Origin of the sequence: Cellulomonas sp. Root137 (assembly GCF_001426725.1) — a bacterium.
In the GTDB taxonomy this organism is placed as follows: domain Bacteria; phylum Actinomycetota; class Actinomycetes; order Actinomycetales; family Cellulomonadaceae; genus Cellulomonas.
In genome coordinates this window covers 1,463,896-1,490,887 of sequence record NZ_LMFG01000001.1, presented here as the reverse complement: position 1 = coordinate 1,490,887, position 26,992 = coordinate 1,463,896, and the positions used below count along the sequence as shown (strand labels likewise).

The following is a 26,992-nucleotide window of genomic DNA, read 5'->3' as shown; positions in this document are numbered from 1 at the left end:
GGATACCGTGGCGCGTGCTCTCCTCGACGCTCCGCCGCCACGGTCCCGCGATCGCGCTCGCCGCCCTGCTGGGCACGTCCGGCGTGCTGCACCTGCGCCGGCCGGGCATCTTCCGGCCGCTGATCCCCCGCTCCCTGGGCAACCCCGACCCGTGGGTGCTCGGGTCCGGCGTGGCCGAGATCGCCTGCGCGGCCGCCCTGACGGTGCCTGCGACGCGTCGGCTCGGCGGGCTGGCGTCGGCGGCCCTGCTGGTGGGCGTGTTCCCCGGCAACGTGACGATGGCGGTCCGCTCCCGGCCGGACGCGCGCGGCTGGGCGGGCAGGCCGGTGGTGGCCTGGGCGCGGCTGCCGCTGCAGGTGCCGCTGGTCGCCTGGGCGGTCGCCGTGGCCCGGCAGCCTAGGTGAGCGGCCCGGACAGGTAGCGCTGCAGCGTGGGCCCGACGAGGGCGACCACCTCGTCGACCGGCAACGAGGCCAGCGGCTCCAGCCGCAGCACGTGCCGGGCCACGAGGACGCCGACCATCTGGGACGCCACGAGCGACACGCGCAGCTGCTGGTCCGGCGGCGGCAGGACCCGCGCCACCTGCCCGAACACCTCGCGGCCGACGTACCCGACGAGCGCCTCGGCCTGCAGGTCGCCGGCCGTGATCCCGGCGAACGCCACCCGGAACGCCACCCCGCCGTCGGCCTCCCACACCCGGAGAACGGCGGTGAGCAGACGCGCCCCGAGCCCGTCGACACCGTCTCCGGCCAGACCGGACGCGATGGCCGCGGGGTCGGCGCCCGCCGGGATCATCCCGGCGACGAACAGCTCCGCCTTGTCGCGGAAGTAGTGCCGCACCAGCGCGGGGTCCACGTCCGCGCGACGCGCGACCGACCGGATGCTCGCCCCGTCGAACCCGCGCTCGGCGAACTCGTCGCGCGCGGCCGCCAGGATGGCGCCACGGGTGTCCTCGCCGGCAGGCCGACGACCGCGCCGACGCCCCAGGCTCGAGGTGGCGTCGTCGGTGCCGGTGGACATGGGCCCAGCGTACGGAGCCCCGGGTCACGACTCCGGGTGTGCGCTGCGCTGGGTCGGCACCTCGGTGAGCGTGGACGGTCGGCGGGCGGCGGCCCAGCGGTGCTGGCGGGCGATGACGGGCGATGACGGGCGACGCTACCGCGGACACCATCGCGGTGGCGACGGCTGCGGCCGTGCCGGCGAGCTGGAGGACGGTGGCGGCGAGGCCGCCGGAGACGAGTGCTGTCTGCAGGGAACGACGGACGAAGGAACGCATGGCGGACTCCTCAACGAGGGACGGACGGATGCGGGGCGGGTCGCGCATCAGCGCGACGACCCAGCTCACGCCGGGGAGTCGGGGACCTCCGGGCCGGGGGCGGACGGGGGTGCGGGCGATGGACTGCCACGGGTGGTCACCCCGCGAAGGGCGGGCGGCTGGACGCCGCTCGGGACGTCACCGTCGACGGCACCCCGCGCGGCACCGGTCGACGTGCTGCCGGACGGCGGAAGACCCACACCGTCGGCGCCGGGAAGGTTCGGGGGGCGGTGGGGGGCACGGCCGGGCGCGACCTCCGTGGGTGCGTGGACGGCGACGAGCGTGTCGGGCCGGCGGTCCAGGATCCCCGTCCCGCGCATGGCGGTCGTCGGGGCCAGGGCCGGCACTCGCTGTCCAGCGGGCTCGGCGGTCGACGGCACCGTGACGCTAGTCCCCAGCTCGGGGGCACCGGCCCCGGGTGACGACCCGTCGTCGGGCACCAGCACATCGGTCACCGGCCGGAGTCCCCCCGTCACCGGCTCCAGCGCACCCACCACGGGCACCAGCACATCGGTCACCGGTCGAAGCCCCCTCGTCACCGGCTCCAGCGCACCCACCACGGGCACCAGCGCATCGGTCACCGGCCGAAGCACCGGCTCCAGCACACCACCCACGGGCGTCAGCGCGTCCGCGACCGGCGTGATCACGGCGACCACCGGCGCCGTGACCTGCGCCGCGGGCACGGGCGAGGCGACGGCACCCACGACGCCAGCCGCAGGTGTCACGACGACGGAGAGCGGCCCGGCCACCGCACCCAGCACGTCCGCCACGGGTGCGACCACGGGCGTCACCACCGCGTCGGAGAGGACGCCCGTCGCGTCGGTGACCGGAGCGAGCACGGTCGGGAGGTCGCTCTCAGCAGACGGGCTCGCGTGCGCGGGCGCGGCCGACAGCAGGACCGAGACGAGTGCCGCCAGGAGGCCTCCGCCGACCGCGAGGAGTGCGCGGAGGAGCCAGGTCCTCCCTGACGCCCCCTGCACGGTCATGGCGTAATCCCCCTCGTCGCGCTAGTCACGACGCTAGAGACATCAGTTGCAACGAGCAATCGGGGGACTCAGGTCCACCCGTTCGGACGTACCTCTCAGAACCCCTGGGCCAGGCGGAAGTAGACCTGGTTCCACCGCACCTGGTCGCGGAAGCCGCGGCGCGTGGTGTCCTCGTCGATGACGAGCAGCTCGGTGCGCGCAATCTCCGCGAAGTCCTCGAACGCCTCGACCCCGACGGCCGTCGTGAGCACGGTGTGGTGCGCTCCCCCGGCGGTCAGCCAGGACTCGGCGGACGTGCGGAAGTCGGGGCGGGGCTCCCAGACGGCCCGGGCGACCGGCAGGTGCGGCAGGTCGGCGGTGGGCGGGACGACGTCGACCACGTTGGCGGTGAGCCGGAAGCGGTCGCGCATGTCGGCCAGGGAGACGACGACGCCCACGCCGGGGTCGGCGTTGAACACCAGGCGGACCGGGTCCTCCTTGCCGCCGATGCCGAGCGGGTGGATCTCCAGGGTCGGCTTCGACGTGGTCAGCGTCGGGCAGATCTCGAGCATGTGGGCGCCGAGGATCCGCTCCGAGCCGGGCGTCAGGTCGTAGGTGTAGTCCTCCATGAGCGACGCGCCGCCGGGCAGCCCGGCGCCCATCACCTTGGCGGCGTGGACCAGGATCGCGGTCTTCCAGTCGCCCTCGGCACCGAACCCGTAGCCGTCGGCCATGAGCCGCTGCACCGCGAGGCCGGGGAGCTGGCGGAGGTCACCGAGGTCCTCGAAGTTCGTCGTGAAGGCCTTGGCACCCAGCGACTCGAGCAGGGTGCGCAGGGCGATCTCCTGGCGGGCGCCGTAGCGCAGGGACTCGTGCCGGTCGCCGTCCGCCCGCAGCTCCGGGGCGACGTCGTAGAGCTGCTCGTACTCGGCCACGAGCGCGTCGACGTCGTCTGGAGCCACCGCGTCCACGGCCGCCACGAGGTCGTTCACGCCCCAGGTGTTCACCGAGACGCCGAACCGCAGCTCGGCCTCGGTCTTGTCGCCCTCGGTCACGGCGACGTTGCGCATGTTGTCGCCGAACCGGGCGAGCTTCAGCTCGTGCGTCGCGGCCCAGCCGGCGCAGGCGCGCACCCAGGTGTCGATCGACGCGACGACGGCCGGGTTGGACACGTGCCCCGCGACCGTCTTGCGCGCGGCACCGAGCCGGGTCGCGATGTAGCCGAACTCGCGGTCGCCGTGCGCGGCCTGGTTCAGGTTCATGAAGTCGAAGTCGATGGTGTCCCACGGCAGCTCGACGTTCGCCTGCGTGTGCAGGTGCAGCAGCGGCGTGCGCAGCGCGTCGAGGCCGGCGATCCACATCTTGGCCGGCGAGAACGTGTGCATCCACGCGATCACCCCGATCACGGCGTCGTCGGCGTTGGCCTCGAGCGCGGCGCGGCGGATGGCGTCGGAGTCGGTGAGGACCGGCTTCCAGACGAGCGTCGCCGGGAGCGTGTCGCCCAGGACCCGCGCGATCTCCTGCGACTGCGTGGCCACCTGGCGGAGCGTCTCCTCGCCGTACAGGCCCTGGCTCCCGGTGAGGAACCAGATCTCGCGGTCGGCGTAGGGCTTGGTCATGAGTCGCTCTCCGGGGTGTGGGTGGGCTGCTGTCCGTAGACGTTCTGGTAGCGGGCGTAGAGGGAGTCGATGTCCGACTGCGCGATCGGGACGGTGTCACCCAGCTGCCGCGCGATGTGCACCGTCCGGGCGACCTCCTCGACCATGACGGCGGCCTTCACGGCGGCCTTGGCGTCGCGGCCGATGGTGAACGGTCCGTGGTTGCGCATGAGGACGGCGGGGCTGCGGGAGACCTGCAGGGTCTCGACGATGCCGCGGCCGATCGAGTCGTCGCCGATGAGCGCGAACGGGCCGATCGGCACGTCGCCGCCGAACTCGTCGGCCATCATCGTGAGCACGCACGGGACCGGCTCGCCGCGGGCGGCCCAGGCGGTCGCGTAGGTCGAGTGCGTGTGCACGACTCCCCCCACCGACGGCATGTGCCGGTACACGTAGGCGTGCGCGGCGGTGTCGCTCGAGGGTGCTCGGGTGCCGTCGACCAGGTTCCCGTCGAGGTCGCAGACGACCATCGACTCGGGGGTCAGCTCGTCGTACGTGACCCCGGAGGGCTTGATGACGAACAGGTCGGCGGGCCCGGGAGCGGCTCCGACGACCACCCGCTGCGACACGTTCCCCGCGGTCCACACCACCAGGCCCCAGCGCGGCAGCTCCGCGTGCAGCTGCGCGACGACGGTCCGCGTCTGCCGGATCAGGTCCTCGGTGCTCACAGTGCCTCCACCGCGGCCTGCTCGATCGCCAGCCCGGCGCAGTAGCGCTCGAGGTAGGCGTCGAAGCCGCGGACGTCGTCCTGGTCCGGCGCGACCGTCTCCGAGACGGCGTCGCCGAACACGCGGGTGGTCAGGTAGGTGCTCAGGTCCTGCTCGTCGGCCGCACCCAGGTACGCGGCGAGCACCGCGATCCCCCAGGCGCCGCCCTCCCCCGCGGTGCTGCCCACGGTGACCGGCGCGCCGACCGCCGCGGCGAGCAGCCGCTGCGCCACGCCCGCGGTCCGGAACAGCCCGCCGTGCGCGTACATCGCGTCGAGCTCGACACCTTCTCCTCGCAGCACGCGCATGCCCAGGCTGAGCGTGCCGAACGCGCTGTAGACCTGGGTGCGCATGAAGTTGGCGAGGGTGAGCCGGCTGTCAGGGGTCCGCACGAACAGCGGCCGCCCCTCGGTCAGACCCGTGATCGGCTCACCGGACAGGTAGTTGTAGGCCAGCAGCCCGCCCCCGTCGGCGTCGCCGGTCAGCGCCTCGCGCAGGAGCGCGCCGAACACCTCGTCCGAGCCGGTGGGCTGCCCGATCGCGGTGGCGAACTGCCCGAACAGGTCCGCCCAGGCGCCGAGCTCGCTGGCGCCGTTGTTGCAGTGCACCATCGCGACCAGGTCGCCGCCGGGTGTGGTGACCAGGTCGAGCTCGTGGTGCACCTGCGCGAGCGGCTTCTCCAGCACGACCATCGCGAAGATGCTGGTGCCGACGCTGACGTTGCCGGTGCGGGGTGCGACGGAGTTCGTCGCGACCATGCCCGTGCCGGCGTCACCCTCGGGCGGGCAGAGCGGGATGCCCGGCTGCAGCGTGCCGGTGGGGTCGAGCAGCGCCGCGCCGGCCTCGGTCAGCCGGCCGGCCTCCTGGCCGGCGAGCAGGATCTCGGGCAGCAGCGGCTCGAGGTCCGCCCCGGGGAAGGCGGCGAGCATCGTCGCGTCGTACGCGTGCGTCGCCGTGTCGATCGGGAACATGCCCGAGGCGTCGCCGACGCCGAGCACCTTGCGGCCGGTGAGCTTCCAGTGCACGTAGCCGGCCAGCGTGGTGAGGAACCGGACCTGCGGGACGTGCGGCTCCGCGTCCAGCTCCGCCTGACGGAGGTGCGCGATGGACCAGCGCAGCGGGATGTTGTGACCGAACAGCCCGGTCAGCTCCTCGGCCGCGCGGCCCGTCGTCGTGTTGCGCCAGGTGCGGAACGGGACCAGCAGCTCGTCGGCCTCGTCGAACGCGAGGTAGCCGTGCATCATCGCGGAGATCCCGATGGCCTGCAGCCGCGCCGGCCGCACCCCGTACTTCTCCTCGGCCTCGGCCAGCAGCGCGGCGACCGACTCCTGCAGCCCGGTCCACACGGCGTCCAGCGAGTACGTCCACACGCGGTCGACGAACTGGTTCTCCCAGTCGTGGCTGCCGCTGGCCAACGGAGCGTGGTCGGGGCCGATCAGGACGGCCTTGATGCGCGTGGAGCCCAGCTCGATGCCGAGGGTCGTCGCGCCGGACTCGATGGCCGTCCGGGGGTCGGTTCCGTGGGGATCGACCGTCATCACGCGGCTCCGCTCTTGCGACGAGGACCGCGACGGACGCCGGCGGCCGAGACACATGTTAGCGCTAACATCTGCCCCGCGGTCCACCCGCCCCGACTCAGCCGTGCGAGGACCGACCGACTCCCGTGAGGGTGGTGAGCAGGAAGACGCTGTCCTCGATCGCGTGCACCGAGTGCCGCTCGTGCGTCAGCACCCACAGGTGACCGGTGCTCGCCTCGACGTCCCCGTCGGGCGACTCGACCCGCACCCTCCCGCGCCAGACCTGCAGCGTCGCGGCGTTCGGGGAGTTGTGCTCGCCCAGGCTCGATCCGGCGGTCATGGCCATGATCGTCTGCCGCAGCTCGCCGTCATGGGCGACGATGCCCGCCGAGCGGCCGTGCTGGTCGGAGCGGGCGGCGTCTAGGTGCTTCTCGGCGAGCTCGGCGATGTCGATCATGACCCGAGCGTAGGACTACGCCGGACGCACCGAGCTGGCCCGCACCACGAGCTCCGCGGGGATCTGCTGGCGCGCCACGTCCTCCCCCGCGAACGCGGACTGCAGCGAGCCGACCGCCAGCCGCCCGAGCGCCCCGAAGTCCTGCCGGACCGTGGTCAGCGGCGGCGTGTAGTGCGCGGCGCCGACCTCGTCGTCGAAGCCCACGACCGCGACGTCCGACGGCACGCCGACACCCTTCTCCCAGAACGCGTGCAGCAGCCCGAGGGCCAGCTGGTCGTTGGCCGCGAAGATCGCCGACGGCAGCCCCTCGCGGACCATCCGGAGCCCGAGCTCGTACCCGTCGGCCGCGTCCCAGCCCGCCTCGATGTGCTCCGGGGCACCCGGTCCGGAGACCTCGCGCCACCCGGCGAGCCGGTCCTGGGCGTCGAACCAGTCCTGCGGGCCGGCCACGTGCACCACCTCGGTGTGGCCCTGGTCGAGCAGGTGCTGGGTGGCCAGCCGGGCGCCGTGCCGCTGGTCGACACCGACCGCGTGCAGGTGCGCGACGGGCGGGACGTCGGACGCCGACGAGATGAGCACGACCGGCACCGGGGACGCGATCGCGGCGATGGCCTGGGCGACCTCGGTGGTGGGCGCGATGATCGCGATCCCGTCGACGCCCTGCCCCAGGAAGTGCTCGATCGCGGTGTGCATGCTGTCGCCGTCGAACTGCCGGATGGTCGCCACCGACACGTACCAGCCGACCACCCGGGCGGCCTCCTCGAGCCCGACCAGCGTGCTCGTCGGCCCGTACAGCGCGGTGGCGGGGGTGACCACGCCGAGCGTGCCGGACCGGCGGGTGACCAGCGTGCGGGCGGCGCTGTTGCGGCGGTACCCCAGCCGGACGATGGCCGCGTTGACACGCTCCCGCGTCTCCGGGCGGACGCTCGGATGGTCGTTCAGCACCCGCGAGACGGTCTGGTGCGAGACGCCCGCGAGCGCGGCGACGTCGCTCATCGCCGGCGGACGCGCGGAGGCGTTCATCAGTACTGCTTGCCGAGCTCACGCGAGCGGTCGCGGGCCGCCTCCGCCGCCGCGACGACCCCGGCGCGGACGCCGTGGGCGTCGAGCACCTGCACCGCGGCGACCGTGGTCCCGCCCGGGGAGGACACGCGCTCGCGCAGCACGGCCGGGTGGTCGCCCGACTGGGCGGCGAGCGCCGCGGAGCCCTCGACGGTCGCGACCGCGAGCTTCGTGGCCAGGTCACGGGTGAGGCCGAGCAGCACTCCCGCCTCGGCCATCGCGTCGATCAGGTAGAACGCGTAGGCGGGGCCGGAGCCGGAGATGGCGGTGACCGCGTCGAGGTCCTTCTCCTCCACACGGACGACGAGCCCGGTGGCGCCGAGCATCTTCTCGACGAGGGCCAGGTGCCCCTCGCTCGCGTGCGTGCCGGGGGCGATGGCGCTGGCCCCCTTGCCGACGACGGCGGGCGTGTTGGGCATGACCCGCACGACCGGCTGTGCCGGGTTGAGCCGCTTCTCGTAGCTGGCGATCGGCAGGCCGGCCGCCACGCTGACCACGAGCTCGCCGCCGCGCAGGGCGTCCTTGATCTCGTCCAGGACCGAGGCGACGACGTTGGGCTTGACGGCGAGCAGCACGACGACGGCGCGGGCCGCGGCCTCCGCGTTCGACGACCCGGTGCGGACCCCGTACCGGGCGGCGAGCTCCTCGGCCCGCGGCGCGTACCGCTCGGTGACCTCGACCTGCTCGGCCGTCCAGCCCGCCGTCAGCAGCGCGCTGAGCAGGGTCTCCCCCATGACACCGCCGCCCAGCACCGCGACCCGCGGTGTGTCGGCGGTGGGCTCGTCGGTCATCGTGGTCCTCCCGTCCGTGCCGCCGGAGGGCGACGCCGCGAGCCTATCCACGCGGGGCGGGACTCGGTGGCGACGCGAGGGATCGGGGAACCGCCGCTCGGTCCCCCGATCCCTGGCCCGCGGTCAGCCGTTCCCCGGAGGGGCGAACCCGGCCGGCGGACCGCCGTCGCCACCCTGCATCACGAAGCCCTCCGGAGGGCCGCCCTGCGTCGCGTCTTCGCCCAGACCCGACAGCCCGGTCGTGGTCGACGTGCTGGTCTCGATCGGCTCGTCGAGGTCCGCGAGGACCACCTCGTCGCCGGCGGACAGGCCGTCGGTGATCTCGGTGCGCTCCGTGCCGACCGCGCCGCGGGTGACCGTGACCTCCGTCGGCGTGCCACCGTCGAGCACCTGGACCGTGGCCGTGGCGCCGTCGACGTGGACGGCCGACGTCGGCACCGTGAGCACCTGGTCGGCGCCCGCGACCGTGACCCGGACCTGGGCGGAGGCGCCGTCGAACAGCCTCTCCTCGGTCGGGTCGACGGCGAGCTCGACGGTGTAGGCCGGGTCGGCGGTGGTCGACGTGTCGAGGACCCCGATGCTGCTGACCGTGGCCGTGAGCGCCGCATCCGTGCTGGGCGTGGTCACCTGGGCCGTCTGGCCGACCGTGACGATGTCGATCTTCGTCAGCGGGACGCTGGTGGTGACCGTGTAGCCGTCGGGGCCGAGGATCGTGATCACCGCTGTGGTCGACGAGGCCGTGACCGAGTCGCCCGGTGCGAGCGCGACCGCCGCGACCGTGCCGGCGATCGGGCTGGTCAGGGTGGCGAACGGGAGCCGGCTCTGCGCGAGCGCGACGTTGGCCTCGGCCAGGTCGATCGCGGCCTGGTCGGCGACGACCGTCGCTGCCGAGGCCACGGTCGACGTGTCGTCCGACGAACCCGACGGCGTGCCGGTCGACGGGGTGCTCGCCGACGGGGTCGTCGTGGACGGCGTGCTGACGGACGGTGTGCTCGTCGACGGTGTGCTCGTCGATGCTGACGCCGCGACCGCCTTCTGCAGCACCTGCACCGCCTGGTCCAGCGCGGTCGCGAGCGTCATGAGCGCCTGCTGCTCCGCGTCGGTCGCGGTCTGCGCGTCCAGGGCGCCGGTCAGCGCGGCCTGGCAGTCCGCCAGGGCCTGCTCGACGGCGGAGACGTCGGGCTCGGTCGTGTCGCCGGCGTCCTCGGTGGCGGCGTCGGCGGGATCTGTCGGCTCCGTCGGCTCATCCGTCGGCTCCGGGTCCGCGGGCTCGACGTCGTCGCCGACCACCGCGAGGAACGCCGCGCACGAGGCCTGCGACGCCGTGACGCTCTGGCCGCTGGACGCGAGGGCGTCGGCGGTGACCTGGTACTGGTCGAGCAGCGCCTTCTGGGCCCGCTCGACGTCGGACAGCGCCTTCTCGACGGCGGGGTCCGCGGAGTCTCCGCGCGTGTCGTCGGACCCGGTGGTCGGTGCGGCGGAGGAGGCCGCGGGAGACGCGGACGGCGATGCCGACGGCGTCGATGACGACGAGGTGGAGGTCGCGGAGGACGAGGAGGTCGACGACGAGCTCGAGGTCGACGACGTCTGCGAGTCCAGGTCGTCGGACAGCTGCTGCTGGGCGCCCGCGAGGTCGGCCTGCGCCTTCTCGACCGCGTCCTGCAGCGCCTCGGTGTCGAGCGTCGCGAGCACGTCACCGGCCGCCACGGCCTGACCGACCGACACGGTGACGGTCGCGACCGTGCCGTCGACGGAGAACGCCGCGTCACGCCGGCTGGCCGACGCGATCGTGCCGACGGCGTCGATCACCTGCTCGACGCTCGACAGCTCGGCGGTGGCCGTCCGGTACCGACCGTCCTGTGAGCCGCCGACGGCGAGCGCGACGCCACCGCCCGCAGCCACCAGGACGACGGCCCCGGCGGCGCCGAACCCGATGATCCGACGACGGCGCGCGCGACGCCGCAGCGCGACGGAGGGGCGGACCGCGCGGTCAGGCATCGGTGCCGCCGTCCTGCGACGAGTCGTCCGACGACCCCTGCGAGCCGCCGCCGGGGAAGCCGCGCCCGCCGACCATGCCGGTGGTGCACTCGCCGTCGGTCGGCGCGGAGATCGTGATGCTCGTCGCGGTGACCTTGCCGCTGTCGTCGGACTCGCCGCGCGCGGTGGCGCACTGCCCCACGACGACCGCGGACGCGTCGGCCGCTGCGGTCGTCGTGTAGGTGGTCGCGTCGGTGACGGAGACGGTGCGCGAGGTCGTCGCGTCGTCCTGACCGGTGGCCTCGACCGTCAGCGTGCTGCCGTCGATCGCGGTGACCGTGCCGCCGGCCCCGCCGCCGAACATGCGCGCGCCGTCGGGTGCTCCGGACGGCAGGTCGGTGGGCGCGCCGTCGGGGGCCCGCATCGACGGCATGTCGGTGGGCGCGCCGTCGGGACGGTCGCCACCTCCGGGTCCGCCGGCGAAGCCGCCGAAGCCGCTGACGCACGTGCCGTCGTCGGCCGGCTGCGTGATCCGGATGCTGGTGGCCTCCACCGGCGCGGTGGTGTCCGTCGAGTCGTCGGCGGTGGCCGTCGACACGGCGACGACGCACGACCCGACCGTCACGTCGGCGAGCGTGCCGGCGACGGTCGCGGAGAACGTGGTCGCGTCCGTCCAGGTCACCGCGGTCTGCGCGTCGGTGGACCGGACCTGCATGACCGTGCCGGTCACCGAGGCGATCTCGCCGGACGCGCCGCCGCCACCACCGGGAGGCTGCGCGCCGCCGCCGTCCTGCTGCTGAGGGGTGGACGAGGCGGCCGGGGCGGCCGCCTCGGAGGTGCCGGCCGAGCAGCCGGCGAGGACGAGGACCGACGCCGCGGCGATCGCGGGAAGCAGTCGCGTGGTCAGGGTGGATATGGGGTCTCCTTGCTGAGAGGGGCTATTCCGCGCGCAGCGCGTCGATGGGGGCTAGGCGCGCGGCACGCGTGGCGGGGTAGACGCCGAACACCAGCCCGATGCCCATCGCGACGACGACCGAGCCGACGACCGCGACACCGGACACGACGACCGAGCTGTCGAGCAACCGGGGCAGGACCTGCGCGGCGGCGATCCCGAGGACCGCACCGAGCACCCCGCCGGCCAGGCCGAGCACCGTGGCCTCGACCAGGAACTGCCGGCGGATGGCCCACGGCGGGGCGCCGAGCGCCTTGCGCAGACCGATCTCGCGGGTCCGCTCGGTGACCGAGACGAGCATGATGTTCATGACCCCGATGCCCCCGACCAGCAGCGAGAGTGCCGCGATGCCGGTCAGGAGGACGGTCAGAGTCTTGTAGACCGCGGTCGCGGTGGACACGAGGGCGTCCTGGCTGTTGATCGTGAAGTCGGCGCTGTCGGCGTCGGTGATCCCGTGCAGGTTGAGCAGCAGGGCCTGCGCCTCCTGGTACGCCGCGTTCAGCTGGTCGGTCGACTCCGCCTGGACGTAGATCGTCGAGACCGCGTTCCGGTCCGAGCCGCCGACGACCGTGTCCGCCGCCGTCGACATGGGGATGACCGCGAGGTCGTCGAGGTCGCTGTCGCCGGACGCGCCCTCGGCCTCGAGCACCCCGACGACCCGGAGGTCGGTGTCGCCGATGGTCACGGTCTGGCCGACCACGCGGGTGGAGCCGAACAGCTCCTCCGCGGTCGACGGTCCGAGCACGACGACCGCCGCGCGGGAGGCCTCGTCGTCGGCCGTGAAGAACGCGCCGGACGCGAGGGTGCGGCCGCGGACGTCGAGCCAGTCCGTGCTGGTGCCGACGACGCTGGTGGTCCAGTTGGTGTCGTTGGCCTCGAGTGAGGTGGAGGTCGTCTTCTCGGCGGCGACCTTGCCGATGTCGGGCGCATTGACCGACGAGGCCAGTGCCTCCGCGTCGGCCGTGGTGAGCGTGGTGCGCGAGCCGAAGCCCCCGCGGACGCCCTCCGTGCTGGTGCTGCTGCCCGGCTTGACGATGAGCAGGTTGCTGCCCAGCTGACTGATCTGCTCGCTGACGTCCTTCTGCGTGCCGAGCCCGAGGCCGACCGTGAGGATGACGGCGGCGATGCCGATGAGGATGCCGAGCACGGTGAGGATCGACCGCATCGCGTGCGACGTCACCGCCGACCAGCCGGTGCGCAGGGTCTCGGTCCAGGTCATCGGGCACCGTCCGACACGATGAGTCCGTCGTGGACCCGGACGATCCGCTCCGCACGCTCGGCGACGTCCGCCTCGTGGGTGATGAGGACGATGGTGCGGCCCTGGGCGTGCAGCTCGTCGAACAGCTCCAGGACGTCGCGGGTCGAGGTCGAGTCGAGGTTGCCGGTGGGCTCGTCGGCCAGCAGCAGGGCCGGTTCGCCGACGAGGGCGCGGGCCACCGCGACGCGCTGCTGCTGCCCGCCGGACAGCTCGCCGGGCCGGTTGTCGAGCCGGTCGGCGAGCCCGACGCGGGACAGCGCGGCCGCGGCCCGGTCGCGTCGGACCCCCGCGTGCACCCGTCCGTAGACCAGCGGGAGCTCCACGTTGCGCCACGCCGACAGCGCCGGCAGGAGGTTGAACTGCTGGAACACGAACCCGATGCGCCGGTTGCGGATGTCCGCGAGGTCGATCTCGTCGAGCTCCCCCACGTCCTCGCCGGCCAGGTGGTACGTGCCGCGGGTGAGCGTGTCCAGGCAGCCGAGGATGTTCATCAGCGTCGACTTGCCGGACCCCGAGGGGCCCATGACCGCCACGTACTCGCCCTGCTCGATGCGCAGGTCCACGCCGCGCAGGGCCTCGAACTCGATGCTGCCGGACGTGTAGGTCTTCGTGACGCCGACCAGGTCGATGACGGTGCTGGTGCGTGTCTCGACGAGCGGCGACGCGAGCTCAGCCATTCGTCCGACCGCCCTGCATCTGGGTGGGGTCGAAGCCCTCCGGGGGACCGCCCTCGGGGAACGTGCCGCCGTCCTGGGTGCCCTGGCGTCCTGTCCCGCCGGTGCCAGGCGTGAACGTGGCCAGCACGACCTCGTCGCCCTCGGCCAGCCCCTCGGTGATCTCGGTGACGTTGCCGGAGGTCTCGCCGACCGTCACGGGCACGTCGACCGTCTCGCCGTCGGCGCCGACCTGCTGCACGGTCGTCGTGCCGTCTGTAGCCGTGGTGACCGCGAGGCTGGGCACCGTGAGCACGTCCGTCCGGCGCTCGTAGACCAGCTCGACCTCGGCGGCGACCCCGTCGTGCAGCCCCTCCTGGTCGCCGGTGACCGCCACGGCCACGGGGTAGGCCGCCACGCCGGTGTCGCTGGTGGACAGCAGCCCGATCTCGCTGATGGTGCCGAACACCGGGTCGGTCGCGCCGTCGAGGGTGACCTCCGCCTGGTCGCCCACCTCGATGAGCGCGACGTCCGCGTCGGAGACCGTGACGTCGACCTGCCACGCCTCGGTGCCGACGATGGTGAACTGCGCCGTGGTCTCGCCGCCGCTGCCGGAGGGCGCCGAGGAGGACCCCACCGCGTCGCCCACCTCGAGGTTCACCGCGGTCAGCAGCCCGGCGACCGGGGCCGTGAGCGTGGCGCCGTCCATCGCGGCCTGCGCGGTGTCCACGCCCGACTGCGCCACGTCGACCTGCGCCTGCGCCGCGGCGATCTGCGCGGTCCCGCTCGCGTCGGCCAGCTTGGCCTGCGCGCTGGCCAGCGTCGCCTTGGCCTGCAGCAGGTCCGCGGTCAGCTGCAGGGTGTCGACCGTGGCGAGCGTCTGCCCGACGGTGACCGCCTGACCGACCGCGACGGGCACACCGGTCACGGTGCCGCTCACCTCGAAGCTCACGTCCTGCTGCACCGACGGGGTCAGCGTGCCGCTGGCGCTCACCGACTTCTGCATCGTCGTCAGGCTCGCGGCGACCGTCCTGGTCACGGGTGCGGCCGATGCCGCCGACGCGTCCCTGATCCCGAACCACCAGACCGCTGCGCCGACGAGGGCCACGACGACCACGGCAGTGACCGTCCTCGTCAGCGGCGTCGTCCGCCTCCATACGTGCTGCATGTTCTCCCTCACGTCGACCCGGTCCTGTGACCTGGGCCGAACGTAGGGAGGGCGGCTGGGCCGGCCGTAGCACCGACCTGTGCCTGACCTGTGGATCGAGCGCGCTCAAACGATTCGGGCCTGTCCGGTCGATCCTTTGTTTGGTAACTTGACTAAGTTCGTTCCAGTGCTCGTCCGTGGATGCCGGCTCCGGGGGCGGGACGACCCAGGAGGTTCAATGAAGAACCGTCATCTCGCGCGCGCCCTCACCGCAGGGATCACCGCCGCAGCCCTGTGCGGGACCGTGACGCTCCCCGCGACAGCCGCCGAGACCGTCACGCTCGTCGACCCGGGCGCCAGCCCGCAGACCCGGTCCCTGTTCTCCTACCTCGACGACGTGCGCGGCGACGGCATCCTGTTCGGCCACCAGCACACGACGTCGTACGGCCTGACGTTCACCGGCGCGGACGGCCTGAAGTCCGACGTGAAGAACGTGACCGGCGACTACCCCGCCGTGTTCGGCTGGGACACGCTGATCCTCCAGGGCGACGAGGCCCCGGGCTCGGCCGGCAACACGACCGCGCAGAACATCGCCGCGCTCGACGACTACATCGGCAAGGCGCACGAGCTGGGCGGCATCAACACCCTGTCCGCGCACATGGAGAACTTCGTCACCGGCGGCAGCTTCTACGACACCACCGGCGACACCCTGCGCGCGGTCCTGCCGGGCGGCCCCAAGAACGCCGCGCTCAACGCGTACCTGGACAACATCGCGGCCGCGGCGGACGGTGCGCGCGACGCCGACGGGAACCTCATCCCGATCGTCTTCCGCCCGTGGCACGAGAACGCCGGCTCCTGGTTCTGGTGGGGCGCCGCGTTCGGCTCCCCCGGCGAGTACAAGGAGCTCTACCGGTACACGGTCGAGTACCTGCGCGACCTCAAGGGCGTCTCCAACTTCCTGTACGCGTTCAGCCCGGGCAGCGGGTTCGGCGGCAACGCCGAGCAGTACCTGCGCACCTACCCCGGCGACGAGTTCATCGACGTGCTCGGCCTGGACGCGTACGACAACACCGGCTCGCAGGCGTTCCTCGACGGGCTGGTCGCGGACCTCGGCATGATCGCCGACCTCGCCGACGCTCGCGGGAAGGTCTCCGCGTTCACCGAGTTCGGCGTCTCGGGTGGCGTCGGCACCAGCGGCTCGTCTCCCGAGCAGTGGTTCACCAAGGTGCTGAACGCCATCAAGGCCGACCCGCGTGCCAGCCGGTCCGCCTACATGGAGACGTGGGCCAACTTCGACGCCGGCCAGCACTTCGTGCCCGTGCCCGGCGACGCACTCCTGGAGGACTTCCAGGCGTACGCGGCGGACCCGTTCACCTACTTCGCGGGTGACGTCACCGGCGCGTTCGACCGTGCCGTCGACACGACTCCCGCGCAGCCGCTCGTGCACATCGCGTCGCCCGCGGACAGCGCGCGCGTCGCGACGTCGCCGACGACCATCCGGGCCACGGTCCAGAACGTCGACGCCGACCGCGTGTACGCGACGGTCGGGACCACGGAGATCGAGCTCTCCCCCGGCGACGGCCTCTGGTGGTCGGCGCCGTGGGACATCCCGGCCGCCGAGCTGGACAACAGCACGCAGACGCTCGAGGTGCATGTGATCGTCGACGGCGCCGAGGTGCTCACCGACAGCGTCTCCGTGGTCCTCGGGCCGAGACCGACCTTCGGGCCGGGCGTGGTCGACGACTACGAGGGGTACGGCGACAACACCGCCCTGCGGGCCGAGTACGTCTCCTACGGCGCCAACACGCTGTCTCTGGACACGAGCGGGCCGTCGAAGGCGCTGCGGATGGACTACGACTTCGCCACCCAGACCTACACGGGGTTCGGTAAGCAGATCAGCGGTGACTGGTCGTCCTTCAACGAGCTGGCCCTGTGGGTGAAGCCCGACGGGTCCGGCAACAAGATGGTGCTCCAGCTCGTGGCCGGTGGCGTCTCGTACGAGGCGTACCCGTCGCTGGCAGGCACGACGGCGGGCGTCGTCACGTTCCCGTTCGTCGACTGGCGTCCGGCCCCCTGGGACACCGCCAACGCCAACCGCCGGATCACCGACGCGGACCTCCAGGCGATCTCGCAGTTCAACATCTACGTCAACGCGGCCGACGACGGCACCGGCGCCTCGTCGGGAAGCATCGTCGTCGACGACATCGCCGCCCTGCCGGGGGTCGAGCCGCCACCGGTGTTCTCCGACGTGCTGCCGGGGTCCCCGAACTTCGACTCGATCATCTGGCTGCACGACCAAGGGCTCGACGACGGCTACGCGGACGGCACGTTCCGGCCGACGAAGCCGGAGACCCGTCAGGACGTGGCGACGCTGCTCTACCGCTACGCGGACGCGACCTGGGTGCCGACCGCCACGCGGCCGACGTTCCTCGACGTGCCCAAGAAGCACGCGGCGTACACGGCGATCGAGTGGCTGGCGCACGAGGGGCTGGTCGACACGACGCTGCCCGTCTACCTGCCGAAGGCGCCGCTCGACCGCTCGTCCGCCGCCGAGCTCCTCTGGCGGCTCGCGGGCAAGCCCGAACCGGCGGCACCCGAGGCGTTCACCGACGTCCCGTCGTGGCACCCGTACGGCAAGGCCATCGCGTGGGCCACCGAGACGGGGATCGTCGTGCCGACGTCAGCGACGAAGTTCGGCGTGCTCAAGGTGGTCACGCGCGGGGACTTCGCCGGGTACCTCGACCGCTACGACCACCGGCCGACGCCCCTGGAGCCCGTCGTGCTCTCCGACTTCGCGGACGGCGCCCAGGGCTGGGGGCCGATCGGGGAGGGCACCGTCTCCTCGACCGGAGGCACGCTCACCGTCGACGCGGCCTCGCCGGACGGCGGCTGGTTCGGGTTCGGCCCCTCGGTCGGCGACTGGACCGGGCGCACCCAGCTCACGTTCGACGTGGTGTCCACCACCGGGTTCGACACCAAGGCGGCCCTGCAGGTGGGCTCGTCGTGGACCTGGTGCGAGACCGCGCAGGTGGGCTGGATCTCCGGGCCGACCGCCGACGTGGTCGTCGACCTGGAGACCCTGACCGCCGACTGCGGCGCGCAGCTGGCCGACGTGAAGAAGGTGAACCTGTACTTCAACGCCGGCACCCACGTCCTGGACGACGTGGTGCTGCACTGACAACCCGCGTTGCGTCCGAGGATGTGGTTGCCCTGGCAGCCACATCCTCGGACGTTGTCAGTCGGCGGGCAGCAGGAGGCCGTCGCGGATGAGGCCGCGGGCCGACGGGAGGACGTCCGCCGCGACCGCGTCGCCGCCGACCTCCAGCAGGGCGCCCAGTGCGTTGACGATCTGGCCCACGGTGAGCTCGCCGTCGCAGACGCCGACGAACCCCGCCAGCGCTGTCCCGGCCTGCACGGCACGCCCGAAGCCGCCGCCCTGGCGCAGGAGCACGACCTGCGGGTCCGGGTCGCCCGGGGTCAGGTAGCGCTCCTCCGTGACGTCCGGTGCGACGACGAGGCGCTGGTCGGCCAGCTCGCCGTCCGTCATCGACTGCAGCCAGTCGTGAGCGGCGAGCGTCGCCGCGATGGACGGGCCCAGCGGCTGGCGGACCGTCCCGGTGACCTCCTCGAGGCGGCGCAGGGACGGCTCCCGGAGAGGCTTGCGGAGGGTCACGAAGCCGAACCCGATCCCCTCGACGTCCCGCGACGCGAAGTCGTCGAGCCACTCGCCGTACCGCGAGGCCCACGCCGCGCGGTCGCGGTCCGGCGTCGTTCCGCCGTCGCGGATCCACGTCTCGGCGTACTGCGCGGGGTCCTGCAGCTCGCGCTGGACCACCCAGCCGTCCAGCCCGCTGGCGTCGAGCCACGACCCCACCCGCTCGTGCCACTCCTCGCCGCGCCGCACCTCCCAGTTGCCCAGCAGCTGCGCCACCCCCCCGGGGGCGAGCACCGCGCCGACGCCCTCGACGAGCTCGCGCACGATCGCGTCGCCGGAGCGCCCGCCGTCGCGGTACTCGTACGACGGCATCCCCGGCGTCCGCGGCGTGATGACGAACGGCGGGTTGCTCACGACGAGGTCGAAGCGCTCGTCGGCGACCGGCTCGAGCATCGACCCCTCGCGGAGGTCGAGCTCTACCCCGGCGAGCGCCGCGTTGAACTGTGCGAACGCGAGCGCGCGCCGGGAGATGTCGGTGCCGACCACCCGGCGCGAGTGGCGGGACGCGTGCAGGGCCTGGATCCCGCAGCCCGTGCCGAGGTCCAGCACGTGGTCGCGGTCGTCGCGGACGGTCACCTGCGCCAGCGTGGTGGAGGCCCCGCCGACGCCGAGCACGTGGTCGGTGCGCAGGGCCGAGCCGGTGGCCAGCTCGCCGAGGTCCGACGCGATCCACCAGTCGACCTCGCCGCCGCCGTCGACCGCCGCGTACGGACGCAGGTCGACCCGCGCACGCACGTCGTCGCCGTCGGACTCCACCAGGCCCAGGCGCTCGGCGCCCGCGACCGTGAGCGTGGGCAGCGCCCGCTCGAGCAGCCGCCGCGGCGTGGTGGAACCGAGCAGGAACGTGCGGACCAGCGCCGCGACGACGTCGCCGGACGCCGCCGTGGCGCGCAGCGCGGGAACCGGCTCCTCGCGGTGCAGGGCGTCCGCGGCGACCGGCCCGAGCACGTCCTCGACCCCGGCCACGCCGTACCCGGCGGCGGTCAGGTCGGTGCGGAGGGCCGCGACGAGCGCGGCATCGGTCAGGGGCGCACCGGGCGCGGGCTGCAGGACCACCCCGCCATCATCCCTGCACAGTCCGGGCCTCCGGGTCCAGGAGCAGGTCGACGACGAGCGGGCGGTGGTCGCTGCCGTGCAGGACGGGCGGGCCGGAGGGGACCCGCGCGTCCTCGATGCCGAGGTCGGAGGACGCGAAGACCGCGTCGATCCGGTGCAGCGGGTCGATCGCGGGGTACGTGGGGTCGCCCTCGGGGTCGGCGTCGACCAGCACGCTGGACAGGCGCTTCCACGTGGGGCCGCCCGGGCGCTCGTTGAGGTCGCCGAGCACGACCGTCCGCGTGGCGGGGACATGGGCGAGCAGGATGTCGGACAGGTGCGCGGACCGCTCGTCGCGGACCAGCGACAGGTGCACGACGACGAACCGGACACCGTCGACCGTGGCCATGGCCACGCCCCGACGCGTGCGACCCGCGAGGTTGACCAGCTTGAGCGCGTGCGCGTGGGAGGCGGACCGGCGCGAGGCGACCAGCAGCGCCGTCGTCCGGGCACCGCGGCCGTTCACGACCGTCCGCAGGCCCACGTCCCGCGCGAACCGCCACATCTGCCACCGCCCGAGCAGCCCCCGCGGGGGTTCCTGCACGCCGAGCACGTCGGGGGCCGCGATGCGCACCACAGCGACGGCGTCCGCCCGGGACAGCTGCAGGCCCTTCAGGTTGTACGTCATGACCCGCAGGCGGCCGGCGTCGAGGCTCGTCGTCACCGGGACATCCTGTCGGACTCAGCGGCCGAGCAACCAGCGGACCTCGTTCCGGAACAGCTGAGCGCGGGACGGCGAGTCGTACGACCGGACGTCGTGCCCGAGGGCGTCGTAGACCACGCGACCGGGGCCGGGGGCCACCCAGACGACCGGGTGCGGGGCGCCCTCGTGCTCGGCGACGACGAGGACGTGCACGTCCGGCGACACCTCCAGCGACAGGTACTGCTCGTCGGGCGCCTCGACCACGGACAGCCCGGCCGTGACCGGGTGCGTCGGGTCCACCACGCGGAAGACCGACGGCCCGAGCGGCGGGTGCCAGGACGCGCCCTCGACCCACCGACCCCCGAGCGTCGACGCCCACGCGGGCCGGTCGAGGAACGTGTTCGCCGCCTGGTGCAGCCCGAGCACCGGGACTCCGGAGGCGACCAGCGAGGCGAGCCGGTCGTGGAACGGCGCCCAGTCGTCGTCGGTGCCGTCGAACTCGGGGTCCGGCCGGCCGCGCCCCGCGGCGACGATCACGAGGTCCGGGTCGACGTCGTCCAGCGCGGACGGCAGGGTGCCGCGGATCGTGGCGTCCACCCCGTCCTGCGCCAGCAGCCCGGCCAGCCGGTGGGCGACCGCGGCGGCGTCGTGCCACGGGTCCTCGTAGCGGCCGTGGCCGGCGAGCACGATCGCGTGGGGCATCGGTCCTCCTCCTGCACGGACGACGATGCCCCCGGCAGGAGCCGGAGGCATCGTCGTCACGCGTCAGTGTGCGAGCGCCTTCTCGGCCTCGCGGGTCAGGTCCTCTCGGTCGGCTCGCGCGGCCCGAAAACGAGACATCACGACGGCCCCGCCCGCCACGAGCGCGGCCGCGATCGCGATCGACAGGCGCGCCGTCTGGTTGGCGTCGGTCCCCACCGAGATGGCGACCACGGCCGGCGCGATGAGCAGCGCCACGAGGTTCATCACCTTGATCAGCGGGTTGATCGCCGGACCGGCGGTGTCCTTGAACGGGTCACCGACGGTGTCGCCGATGACCGCAGCCGCGTGGGCGTCGGACCCCTTGCCGCCGAAGTTGCCGTCCTCGACGATCTTCTTCGCGTTGTCCCAGGCACCGCCCGAGTTGGCCAGGAAGACCGCCATGAGCACGCCTGTCGCGATGGCCCCGCCGAGGAACCCGGCGAGCGGACCGACGCCGAGTCCGAACCCGACGGCGATCGGCGCGAACGCGGCGAGCAGACCCGGTGTCGCCAGCTCCCGCAGGGAGTCACGGGTGCAGATGTCGACGACCTTGCCGTACTCCGGGCGCACCTCGTACGTCATGATCCCGGGGTTCTCGCGGAACTGGCGACGCACCTCGAAGACGATGGCTCCGGCTGCCCGGGTCACGGCGTCGATCGCCAGGCCCGAGAACAGGAACACCGTCGCGCCACCGAGGATCACGCCGACCAGGGTGACCGGGCTGATGATGCTGTAGTTCAGCATCGCCGCGGTGAGCTCGTCGCCCGCCTGCCCCGCGGTGCGCAACGCGTTCTGCACGGCGTCCGCGTACGACCCGAACAGGGCGGTCGCGGCCAGGACGGCCGTCGCGATCGCGATGCCCTTGGTGACGGCCTTGGTGGTGTTGCCCACGGCGTCGAGGTCCGTGAGGATCTGCGCGCCCTCGGGCGTGACGTCGCCGGACATCTCCGCGATGCCCTGCGCGTTGTCGCTCACCGGGCCGAACGTGTCCATGGCGACGATGACGCCGACCGTGGTCAGCAGGCCGCAGCCCGCGAGCGCGATGAGGAACAGGGACAGCGACACGGAGCCGCCGGCCAGCAGGAACACGCCGCAGATGGCCGCCGCGATGATGCCCGCGGTGTACACGGCGGACTCGAAGCCGACCCCGATGCCGGACAGGACCACGGTGGCCGCGCCGGTCAGGGTGGTCCGCGCGACGTGCAGGGTGGGCTTGCTGGTGGTGCCGGTGAAGTAGCCGGTGACCCAGAGGATGACGCCCGCGAGCACGACGCCGATGGCCACGGCCACCGACGCGATCAGCCGCGGGTCGCCGGGGTGGGACTCGAGGCCGGCCGTGCCGCCCGTGAGCTCCGAGAACGACGACGGCAGGTAGATGAACGCCGCCACCGCGGAGAGCAGGACCCCCACCAGCGCGGAGGTGTAGAAGCCGCGGTTGATCGCCTTGAGGCCGCTCTCCGCGCCGCGCACCCGCGTGATGAACACGCCGAGCACGGCGACCAGGGCACCCATCGCGGTGACCACGAGCGGGAACACGAGCCCCTGCTCGCCGAACGCCGCCTTGCCCAGGATGAGCGCCGCGACGAGCGTGACGGCGTAGGACTCGAACAGGTCCGCGGCCATGCCGGCGCAGTCGCCCACGTTGTCGCCGACGTTGTCCGCGATCGTGGCCGCGTTGCGCGGGTCGTCCTCCGGGATGCCCTGCTCGACCTTGCCCACCAGGTCGGCGCCGACGTCGGCCGCCTTGGTGAAGATGCCGCCGCCGACGCGCATGAACATGGCGAGCAGCGCGGCACCGAAGCCGAAGCCCTCGAGCACGGCCGGAGCCTCTGCCCGGTAGATCAGCACGACGGACGCGGCGCCGAGCAGGCCGAGGCCCACGACGCTCATGCCGACGAACCCACCGGTCCGGAACGCGATGCGCGCGCCCTCCGCGCGCCCACCGACCTCCGACGCGGCCGCCGCCACCCGGACGTTCGCCCGCGTGGCCAGCCACATGCCCAGGTACCCGATCGCCGCGGAGAACCCGGCGCCGATCAGGAAGAACACCGAGCGACCGATCTTGACACCGCTGTCGCCCGGCAGCAGGAAGAGCAGGGCGCAGACGACGACCGCGAAGAGGGCCAGGGTCCGGAACTGCCGGCTCAGGTAGGCCGACGCCCCTTCCTGGACCGCGCGCGCGATCTCGCGCATGGACTCGGTCCCCTCACCGGCCGCGAGCACCTGGCGACGCAGGACGACGGCGATGAGCAGGGACGCGACCGCAACGGCCGCGATGACACTGACGATCGTGATGCTCGTTGACCCGAGCTCGACCATGCATCCTCCTCGGACATCAGCGAGGCCCCCCTGACCACGCCTGTCCCACAGCCCCGTTGCTGCGCGACTGGGCGAGTCTAGCCACGAGATGTGACGTGGATCGCACACCGACGCAGACGGGTGACCGGGACCCTGAACCGCGGGACGATCGGCTTCACCCCAACCGTTCGGGTGGTGAGGGCGTCTGGACAGGTGAGGGCAGCGCTGCCCGTCCAAGGAGGTCGACCATGAGCTGGGAGGACGATCTGGACCGGCTCGTCACCGAGCGGGGGTCGGCGCTGGTCGCGTACGCCTACCTGCTGACCGGGGACATGTCGGCGGCGGAGGACCTGGTGCAGGACGGGCTCGTGCGGACCTACGCACGCCGTCGGCCCGACGACGTCACCTGGGTCGAGGCGTACGTCCGGCGGGTCATCCTCCACACCTATCTCGACGCCTACCGGGCACGACGTCGCTTCGCCGCCGTGACCCACCTGGTCGCGACGCCCGAGGCCGCGGACGACCAGGCCGCCGCCGTGGGCGACCGGGCCGACGTGGCGCGAGCACTCACCGTCCTGTCCCCCCGCGAGCGCGCCTGCGTCGTCCTGCGGTTCTCCGACGACCTGACGCTGCCCGAGATCGGCCGGCGGCTCGGGGTGTCCCCGGGGGCGGTCAAGCGGTACCTGTCCGACGCCCGACACAAGCTCGAACCGCTCCTGGGACCGCAACCCGGCCTGTCCACCGAGGACGTCACCACGATCGCGAAGGGAGCCGGACGATGAACCACGACCTCGAGTCCGCCCTGGGCGAGCTGGCGGACCGCGCCGAGCAGAGCCACCGCGTCGGACGCGCGCCGCTGCCGGTCGCCCGGATCACCGCCCGCGCGCGCACCCGCCGACGCACCCGTGCCGCCGTGGCGATCGGAGGCGCGGCCGCCGCGGTCGTCATCGTCGCCGGGACCGCGTTCGCGTTCCTGCCGGACCGCACCAGTCCCGCGCCCCCGGCGACCCCGTCCCCGTCGGTCACGACGACGACACCCGCGCCCTCGCAGACCCCGACCCCGACCCCGACCGTCGCGCCGGTGGTGCTGCCCGTCGGCAACCCCGCCCTGCCGTTCGGCACCTGCGGCTCGCTGGCGTCGTCGGCGCCCGCCGACCCGGTGGACACCCGCGTCGTCGCGCGTGTGGTGCCAGACGCGGGCGCGATGGCGTCCGGCGGGCACCTGGCCGTCGGTGGCGAGGTCGAGCGCAGCCCCGAGCTCGGGGCGTCCCTGGTGCTCGCCGTGCCCGACGGCGGACCGCGGGTGGCGATCGTGCGCGAGGGCGTCGTCGTCGGCACCGCGGGCTTCTACCCCGGGACGTACGACGCGATGTCCGGCCGCAGCGGCAACCAGGGCGAGACGGCCTGGTTCCGGGGCGCCCTGGACCTCACGGTCTGCGATCCCGCGGACGGCGGCCCGGCGACCCCGGAACGTCCGCTGCCGGCGGGCACCTACGAGCTGCGGCCGTGGGCCACGGTGGTGACCTTCGACGGCTTGGTGGACATCCCCCAGGACCTGGCGCAGGGGACCCTCCCCCTCGCGCAGACGGCGGCGCTCGACGGCGCGGAACGCGCGACGGCCCTCGGCGAGCCGGCGACCGTCACCGTGACAGGTGAGGCCGACGTGCAGCTCGCGGCGCCCGGCTCGGACGTCCCGCTCGACGCGTCGACCACAGCGGCTCGGCCGGTGTGCGACGGCCCGGCACCGGCAGCCCCCGTCCGGACGGCGATGCTCGACCTCCAGGTCACCCCGCAGGCGACGACGTTCGCGGCCGGGTCGCCCCTGCGCGCGAGCGGCTCCGTGCAGTACACCGGACCGGGCCGGCTGCGGGCGTTCGGCTACTACGCGATCGAGTACTGGATCGTGCGGGACGGGATCGTGGTCGGCACCACCGTGCAGGCCAACGACGCCTTCTCCGTGGTCGACCTGGGCGCGGGCGCACCCCTGGCCTTCTCCGAGGAGGAGCGCGTGCTGACGTCCTGCATCTCCGGCGTGGAGCAGCCGCTGAGCGACGGGAACCCCCTGCCGGCCGGCGTCTACCAGGTGTACCCGGGCTGGATCTTCTCGGCACCCGTCGTGCGGCTGCCGTCCGAGACCGTGCCGCTGCAGGACACGAGCTCCGGCTACGCGGTCACGCTGGGCACGCCGTTCACCGTCACCCTCACATAGCCGATCCGACCAACGGTTCACACCTCCCGGTCGTCCAGGAAGATGACGGCACCACAGGGAGGTGGCATGACGGCCTGGGAACAGGTACTGGACGAGCTCGTGCGGGCTCGAGGGCGTGCGCTCGTGCGCTACGCGACCCTGCTCACGGGCGACGAGCGCGAGGGTGAGGACCTGGTCCAGGACGCGCTGGTGCGCTGCTTCAGCCAGGGGCGTCCGCTGCGTGAGCCGGCGGCCGCCGAGGCCTACGTGCGCCGGGCGGTGCTGACCATCTTCCTGGACGGTCACCGCCGCACGGCCCGCTGGACCGCGGTGCGCCACCTGCTCGCCCGCGACGACGACACCGCCGACCACGTCCCGGCGAGCACCGCCCGGCTCGACGTGCAGACCGCCCTGCTGACCCTGCGCCCACGGCTGCGCGCCTGCGTGGTGCTGCGGTTCTACGACGACCTCACCGTGCCGGAGATCGCCCGCCGCCTGGAGGTCTCCGACGGGACCGTCAAGCGTTACCTCTTCGACGCGATCCGGCACCTCGAGTCCCTGCTCGGACCGCTGCCCGACGCGCACACCCTCGACATCCAGCTGGTCCCGACAGGAGTGACCCGATGAGCCCCGACCTCGCCCGCGCCCTGCACGACGCCGTCGACACCGGCCCGGACGACTCCCCGTTCGACGTCACGTCACTCACCGGCCGCATCCGGCGCCGCCGGACCGTCCGCGCGGGTGTCCGCGGCGGGGTCGCCGTCGGAGCCGTCGGAGCCGTCGCGCTCGGCGCCGTGTACGTCGGGGGGCGACAGCCGATGTCCGTGCTCCCCGCGGCGCGTGCCGACGCCGGGCCCGGGACGTGCGGGTCGGACATCGGGCTCCTCCCGACGGCCGACCCCGTTCGGGTGGGTCTGCTGCCGTCGACGGACGGCTCCTGGTACATGGAGGACGCTTCCGCCGTTCCCCAGCAGGGCACCCACCTGGGAACGCTGCTCGGGCGCACCATGAGCCCGGTCCTCGTCCGCGAGCTGTCACCGGCTGCTCGGGACGCCGCGGTCGCCGAGCTGGTGCGCAGCGCGAACGAGACGCTGGCCGCCGCGGAGGAGCGTCGCGCGGCCGTGATGGCGGATCCGCCGGCTGCTGTCCCGCTCACCGCCGGCCAGGTCGCCGCACTGGACCGAGGGGTGGAGGTCGCGCGCCAGCAGCTCGAGGCCGCGGAGAGCTCGGAGCGGATCAGCGGCACCGGCGACGAGCTCGACAGCCAGATCCTGATCACCCACGACGGCACGGTCGTGGCGTCCGACGCCGACCCGTCGCCGGACCCGCGGTACTCGTGGCTGTCCTCGCCCGATCGCTCCGTGGTCTCGGGCATGACGAGCACGGAGCTGAGCACCTGCGCGACGGACGGGGACCCCGGGGGCGTGCCGTTGCCCTCCGGCGAGTACTCGGTCTACGTGAGCTATGCCGAGGCGGACGGGCGCGCCGTGGCGGGCCCCTGGTCCCTGACCCTGCTCGACATGCCCCCGGCACCGACCGGCTTCCCCGAGGGCTTCCCGGTCGACGACGTCCCCCTCATCGGTGGCCGGCTGGTGTCGGTCACCCCGATGGCTGGGTCGAACGGCGAGGGGTGGAGCGTCGTGATCGCCGCCGACGGGGACGACGCCGCCAAGGAGGCCGTCCGGCTGCTCGGCGACGACTGGTCGACCTACCCGGCGCTCGCGCCCCCGCCCGGCATCACCTTCCCCGTGGCGGGGTGGGAGGTCGGCGTCACAGCATCGACGTCGGAGGACGGAGAGCAGACGGTCGTCTACTCGATCCTCCCGGACTGATCCGTCAGCCGATCGGCGCGA

The 26,992-nt window shown here is 73.4% G+C and carries 23 protein-coding genes; 6 read left to right on the top strand and 17 right to left on the bottom strand.

Going from position 1 to position 26,992, the window contains the following annotated elements; translation table 11 throughout:
* Positions 1-14 precede the first annotated feature (14 nt).
* The gene (locus tag ASD18_RS07090; RefSeq protein ID WP_056088617.1) at positions 15-404 is read left to right on the top strand and encodes a DoxX family protein; all 390 of its coding nucleotides are present in this window, start codon (positions 15-17) and stop codon (positions 402-404) included.
* Here the strand turns inward: ASD18_RS07090 and ASD18_RS07085 are convergent.
* The 13 genes from ASD18_RS07085 to ASD18_RS07025 form a co-directional block, all read right to left on the bottom strand.
* Positions 397-1,020, bottom strand: a complete 624-nt coding sequence (locus tag ASD18_RS07085; protein WP_082573612.1) for a TetR family transcriptional regulator — start codon at positions 1,018-1,020, stop codon at positions 397-399. The genes ASD18_RS07090 and ASD18_RS07085 overlap by 8 nt on opposite strands.
* A gap of 321 nt (positions 1,021-1,341) precedes the next feature.
* Positions 1,342-2,301, bottom strand: coding sequence for a hypothetical protein (locus ASD18_RS07080; RefSeq protein ID WP_056088614.1), 960 nt, complete (start codon positions 2,299-2,301; stop codon positions 1,342-1,344).
* A gap of 95 nt (positions 2,302-2,396) precedes the next feature.
* Entirely contained in the window at positions 2,397-3,899 is a 1,503-nt protein-coding gene (gene araA / locus ASD18_RS07075; protein WP_056088611.1) for an L-arabinose isomerase, read from the bottom strand.
* Positions 3,896-4,606 (bottom strand): L-ribulose-5-phosphate 4-epimerase, encoded by a 711-nt coding sequence (locus tag ASD18_RS07070; RefSeq protein ID WP_056088609.1) that lies wholly within the window; start codon positions 4,604-4,606, stop codon positions 3,896-3,898. Before ASD18_RS07070 ends, araA begins: the two co-directional genes overlap by 4 nt.
* On the bottom strand, positions 4,603-6,183 hold the full coding sequence (locus ASD18_RS07065) for a xylulokinase (RefSeq protein ID WP_056088607.1): 1,581 nt from the start codon (positions 6,181-6,183) through the stop codon (positions 4,603-4,605). Before ASD18_RS07065 ends, ASD18_RS07070 begins: the two co-directional genes overlap by 4 nt.
* Before the next feature lie 97 nt (positions 6,184-6,280).
* On the bottom strand, positions 6,281-6,619 hold the full coding sequence (locus tag ASD18_RS07060; protein WP_056088603.1) for a hypothetical protein: 339 nt from the start codon (positions 6,617-6,619) through the stop codon (positions 6,281-6,283).
* A gap of 15 nt (positions 6,620-6,634) precedes the next feature.
* Positions 6,635-7,642, bottom strand: a complete 1,008-nt coding sequence (locus ASD18_RS07055; RefSeq protein ID WP_235522285.1) for a LacI family DNA-binding transcriptional regulator — start codon at positions 7,640-7,642, stop codon at positions 6,635-6,637.
* Positions 7,642-8,472 (bottom strand): pyrroline-5-carboxylate reductase, encoded by an 831-nt coding sequence (proC, locus tag ASD18_RS07050; protein ID WP_056088600.1) that lies wholly within the window; start codon positions 8,470-8,472, stop codon positions 7,642-7,644. Before proC ends, ASD18_RS07055 begins: the two co-directional genes overlap by 1 nt.
* Before the next feature lie 123 nt (positions 8,473-8,595).
* Entirely contained in the window at positions 8,596-10,470 is a 1,875-nt protein-coding gene (locus tag ASD18_RS07045) for an HlyD family efflux transporter periplasmic adaptor subunit (RefSeq protein ID WP_056088596.1), read from the bottom strand.
* A complete protein-coding gene (locus ASD18_RS07040) occupies positions 10,463-11,179 on the bottom strand; it encodes a DUF5666 domain-containing protein (protein WP_056088594.1) in 717 nt (238 codons plus the stop codon). Before ASD18_RS07040 ends, ASD18_RS07045 begins: the two co-directional genes overlap by 8 nt.
* Before the next feature lie 208 nt (positions 11,180-11,387).
* A complete protein-coding gene (locus ASD18_RS07035) occupies positions 11,388-12,620 on the bottom strand; it encodes an ABC transporter permease (RefSeq protein WP_056088591.1) in 1,233 nt (410 codons plus the stop codon).
* Complete coding sequence (locus tag ASD18_RS07030; RefSeq protein ID WP_056088588.1) at positions 12,617-13,336, bottom strand: ABC transporter ATP-binding protein; 720 nt, start codon at positions 13,334-13,336, stop codon at positions 12,617-12,619. The genes ASD18_RS07035 and ASD18_RS07030 overlap by 4 nt, the downstream gene beginning before the upstream one ends.
* Positions 13,329-14,429, bottom strand: a complete 1,101-nt coding sequence (locus tag ASD18_RS07025) for an efflux RND transporter periplasmic adaptor subunit (protein ID WP_235522284.1) — start codon at positions 14,427-14,429, stop codon at positions 13,329-13,331. Before ASD18_RS07025 ends, ASD18_RS07030 begins: the two co-directional genes overlap by 8 nt.
* 268 nt (positions 14,430-14,697) lie before the next feature.
* Between ASD18_RS07025 and ASD18_RS07020 the strand changes: the two genes are divergently transcribed.
* The gene (locus ASD18_RS07020; RefSeq protein ID WP_056088582.1) at positions 14,698-17,637 is read left to right on the top strand and encodes a glycosyl hydrolase; all 2,940 of its coding nucleotides are present in this window, start codon (positions 14,698-14,700) and stop codon (positions 17,635-17,637) included.
* Positions 17,638-17,694: 57 nt separating this feature from the next.
* Here ASD18_RS07020 and ASD18_RS07015 read toward each other — a convergent pair whose 3' ends face one another.
* The 4 genes from ASD18_RS07015 to ASD18_RS07000 form a co-directional block, all read right to left on the bottom strand.
* The gene (locus ASD18_RS07015; RefSeq protein ID WP_235522283.1) at positions 17,695-19,230 is read right to left on the bottom strand and encodes a methyltransferase; all 1,536 of its coding nucleotides are present in this window, start codon (positions 19,228-19,230) and stop codon (positions 17,695-17,697) included.
* Positions 19,231-19,237: 7 nt separating this feature from the next.
* Positions 19,238-19,933, bottom strand: a complete 696-nt coding sequence (locus ASD18_RS21310) for an endonuclease/exonuclease/phosphatase family protein (RefSeq protein ID WP_056088579.1) — start codon at positions 19,931-19,933, stop codon at positions 19,238-19,240.
* An 18-nt stretch (positions 19,934-19,951) separates the two neighbouring features.
* Positions 19,952-20,614 carry a ThuA domain-containing protein gene (locus ASD18_RS07005; protein ID WP_056088576.1) on the bottom strand — a complete coding sequence of 221 codons (663 nt, stop codon included), beginning with the start codon at positions 20,612-20,614 and terminating at the stop codon, positions 19,952-19,954.
* Between the two features lie 63 nt (positions 20,615-20,677).
* The gene (locus ASD18_RS07000; RefSeq protein WP_056088573.1) at positions 20,678-22,972 is read right to left on the bottom strand and encodes a sodium-translocating pyrophosphatase; all 2,295 of its coding nucleotides are present in this window, start codon (positions 22,970-22,972) and stop codon (positions 20,678-20,680) included.
* 227 nt (positions 22,973-23,199) lie between these two features.
* Between ASD18_RS07000 and ASD18_RS06995 the strand changes: the two genes are divergently transcribed.
* The 4 genes from ASD18_RS06995 (at position 23,200) to ASD18_RS06980 (ending at position 26,971) form a co-directional block, all read left to right on the top strand.
* Positions 23,200-23,733 (top strand): sigma-70 family RNA polymerase sigma factor, encoded by a 534-nt coding sequence (locus ASD18_RS06995; protein ID WP_056088571.1) that lies wholly within the window; start codon positions 23,200-23,202, stop codon positions 23,731-23,733.
* The gene (locus tag ASD18_RS06990; protein WP_056088568.1) at positions 23,730-25,160 is read left to right on the top strand and encodes a hypothetical protein; all 1,431 of its coding nucleotides are present in this window, start codon (positions 23,730-23,732) and stop codon (positions 25,158-25,160) included. Before ASD18_RS06995 ends, ASD18_RS06990 begins: the two co-directional genes overlap by 4 nt.
* A gap of 66 nt (positions 25,161-25,226) precedes the next feature.
* Entirely contained in the window at positions 25,227-25,766 is a 540-nt protein-coding gene (locus ASD18_RS06985; RefSeq protein ID WP_056088565.1) for an RNA polymerase sigma factor, read from the top strand.
* On the top strand, positions 25,763-26,971 hold the full coding sequence (locus ASD18_RS06980) for a hypothetical protein (RefSeq protein ID WP_056088562.1): 1,209 nt from the start codon (positions 25,763-25,765) through the stop codon (positions 26,969-26,971). Before ASD18_RS06985 ends, ASD18_RS06980 begins: the two co-directional genes overlap by 4 nt.
* Positions 26,972-26,992: the final 21 nt, after the last annotated feature.

Coding starts and splice junctions, on each gene's coding strand:
- ASD18_RS07060 (WP_056088603.1), bottom strand. CDS start 6,619: ATGATCGACATCGCCGAGCTCGCCGAGAAGCACCTAGACGCCGCCCGC.
- araA (WP_056088611.1), bottom strand. CDS start 3,899: ATGACCAAGCCCTACGCCGACCGCGAGATCTGGTTCCTCACCGGGAGC.
- ASD18_RS06985 (WP_056088565.1), top strand. CDS start 25,227: ATGACGGCCTGGGAACAGGTACTGGACGAGCTCGTGCGGGCTCGAGGG.
- ASD18_RS07055 (WP_235522285.1), bottom strand. CDS start 7,642: ATGAACGCCTCCGCGCGTCCGCCGGCGATGAGCGACGTCGCCGCGCTC.
- ASD18_RS07035 (WP_056088591.1), bottom strand. CDS start 12,620: ATGACCTGGACCGAGACCCTGCGCACCGGCTGGTCGGCGGTGACGTCG.
- ASD18_RS07085 (WP_082573612.1), bottom strand. CDS start 1,020: ATGTCCACCGGCACCGACGACGCCACCTCGAGCCTGGGGCGTCGGCGC.
- ASD18_RS07080 (WP_056088614.1), bottom strand. CDS start 2,301: ATGACCGTGCAGGGGGCGTCAGGGAGGACCTGGCTCCTCCGCGCACTC.
- ASD18_RS07030 (WP_056088588.1), bottom strand. CDS start 13,336: ATGGCTGAGCTCGCGTCGCCGCTCGTCGAGACACGCACCAGCACCGTC.
- ASD18_RS07020 (WP_056088582.1), top strand. CDS start 14,698: ATGAAGAACCGTCATCTCGCGCGCGCCCTCACCGCAGGGATCACCGCC.
- ASD18_RS06980 (WP_056088562.1), top strand. CDS start 25,763: ATGAGCCCCGACCTCGCCCGCGCCCTGCACGACGCCGTCGACACCGGC.
- proC (WP_056088600.1), bottom strand. CDS start 8,472: ATGACCGACGAGCCCACCGCCGACACACCGCGGGTCGCGGTGCTGGGC.
- ASD18_RS06990 (WP_056088568.1), top strand. CDS start 23,730: ATGAACCACGACCTCGAGTCCGCCCTGGGCGAGCTGGCGGACCGCGCC.
- ASD18_RS07005 (WP_056088576.1), bottom strand. CDS start 20,614: ATGCCCCACGCGATCGTGCTCGCCGGCCACGGCCGCTACGAGGACCCG.
- ASD18_RS07065 (WP_056088607.1), bottom strand. CDS start 6,183: ATGACGGTCGATCCCCACGGAACCGACCCCCGGACGGCCATCGAGTCC.
- ASD18_RS07045 (WP_056088596.1), bottom strand. CDS start 10,470: ATGCCTGACCGCGCGGTCCGCCCCTCCGTCGCGCTGCGGCGTCGCGCG.
- ASD18_RS06995 (WP_056088571.1), top strand. CDS start 23,200: ATGAGCTGGGAGGACGATCTGGACCGGCTCGTCACCGAGCGGGGGTCG.
- ASD18_RS07000 (WP_056088573.1), bottom strand. CDS start 22,972: ATGGTCGAGCTCGGGTCAACGAGCATCACGATCGTCAGTGTCATCGCG.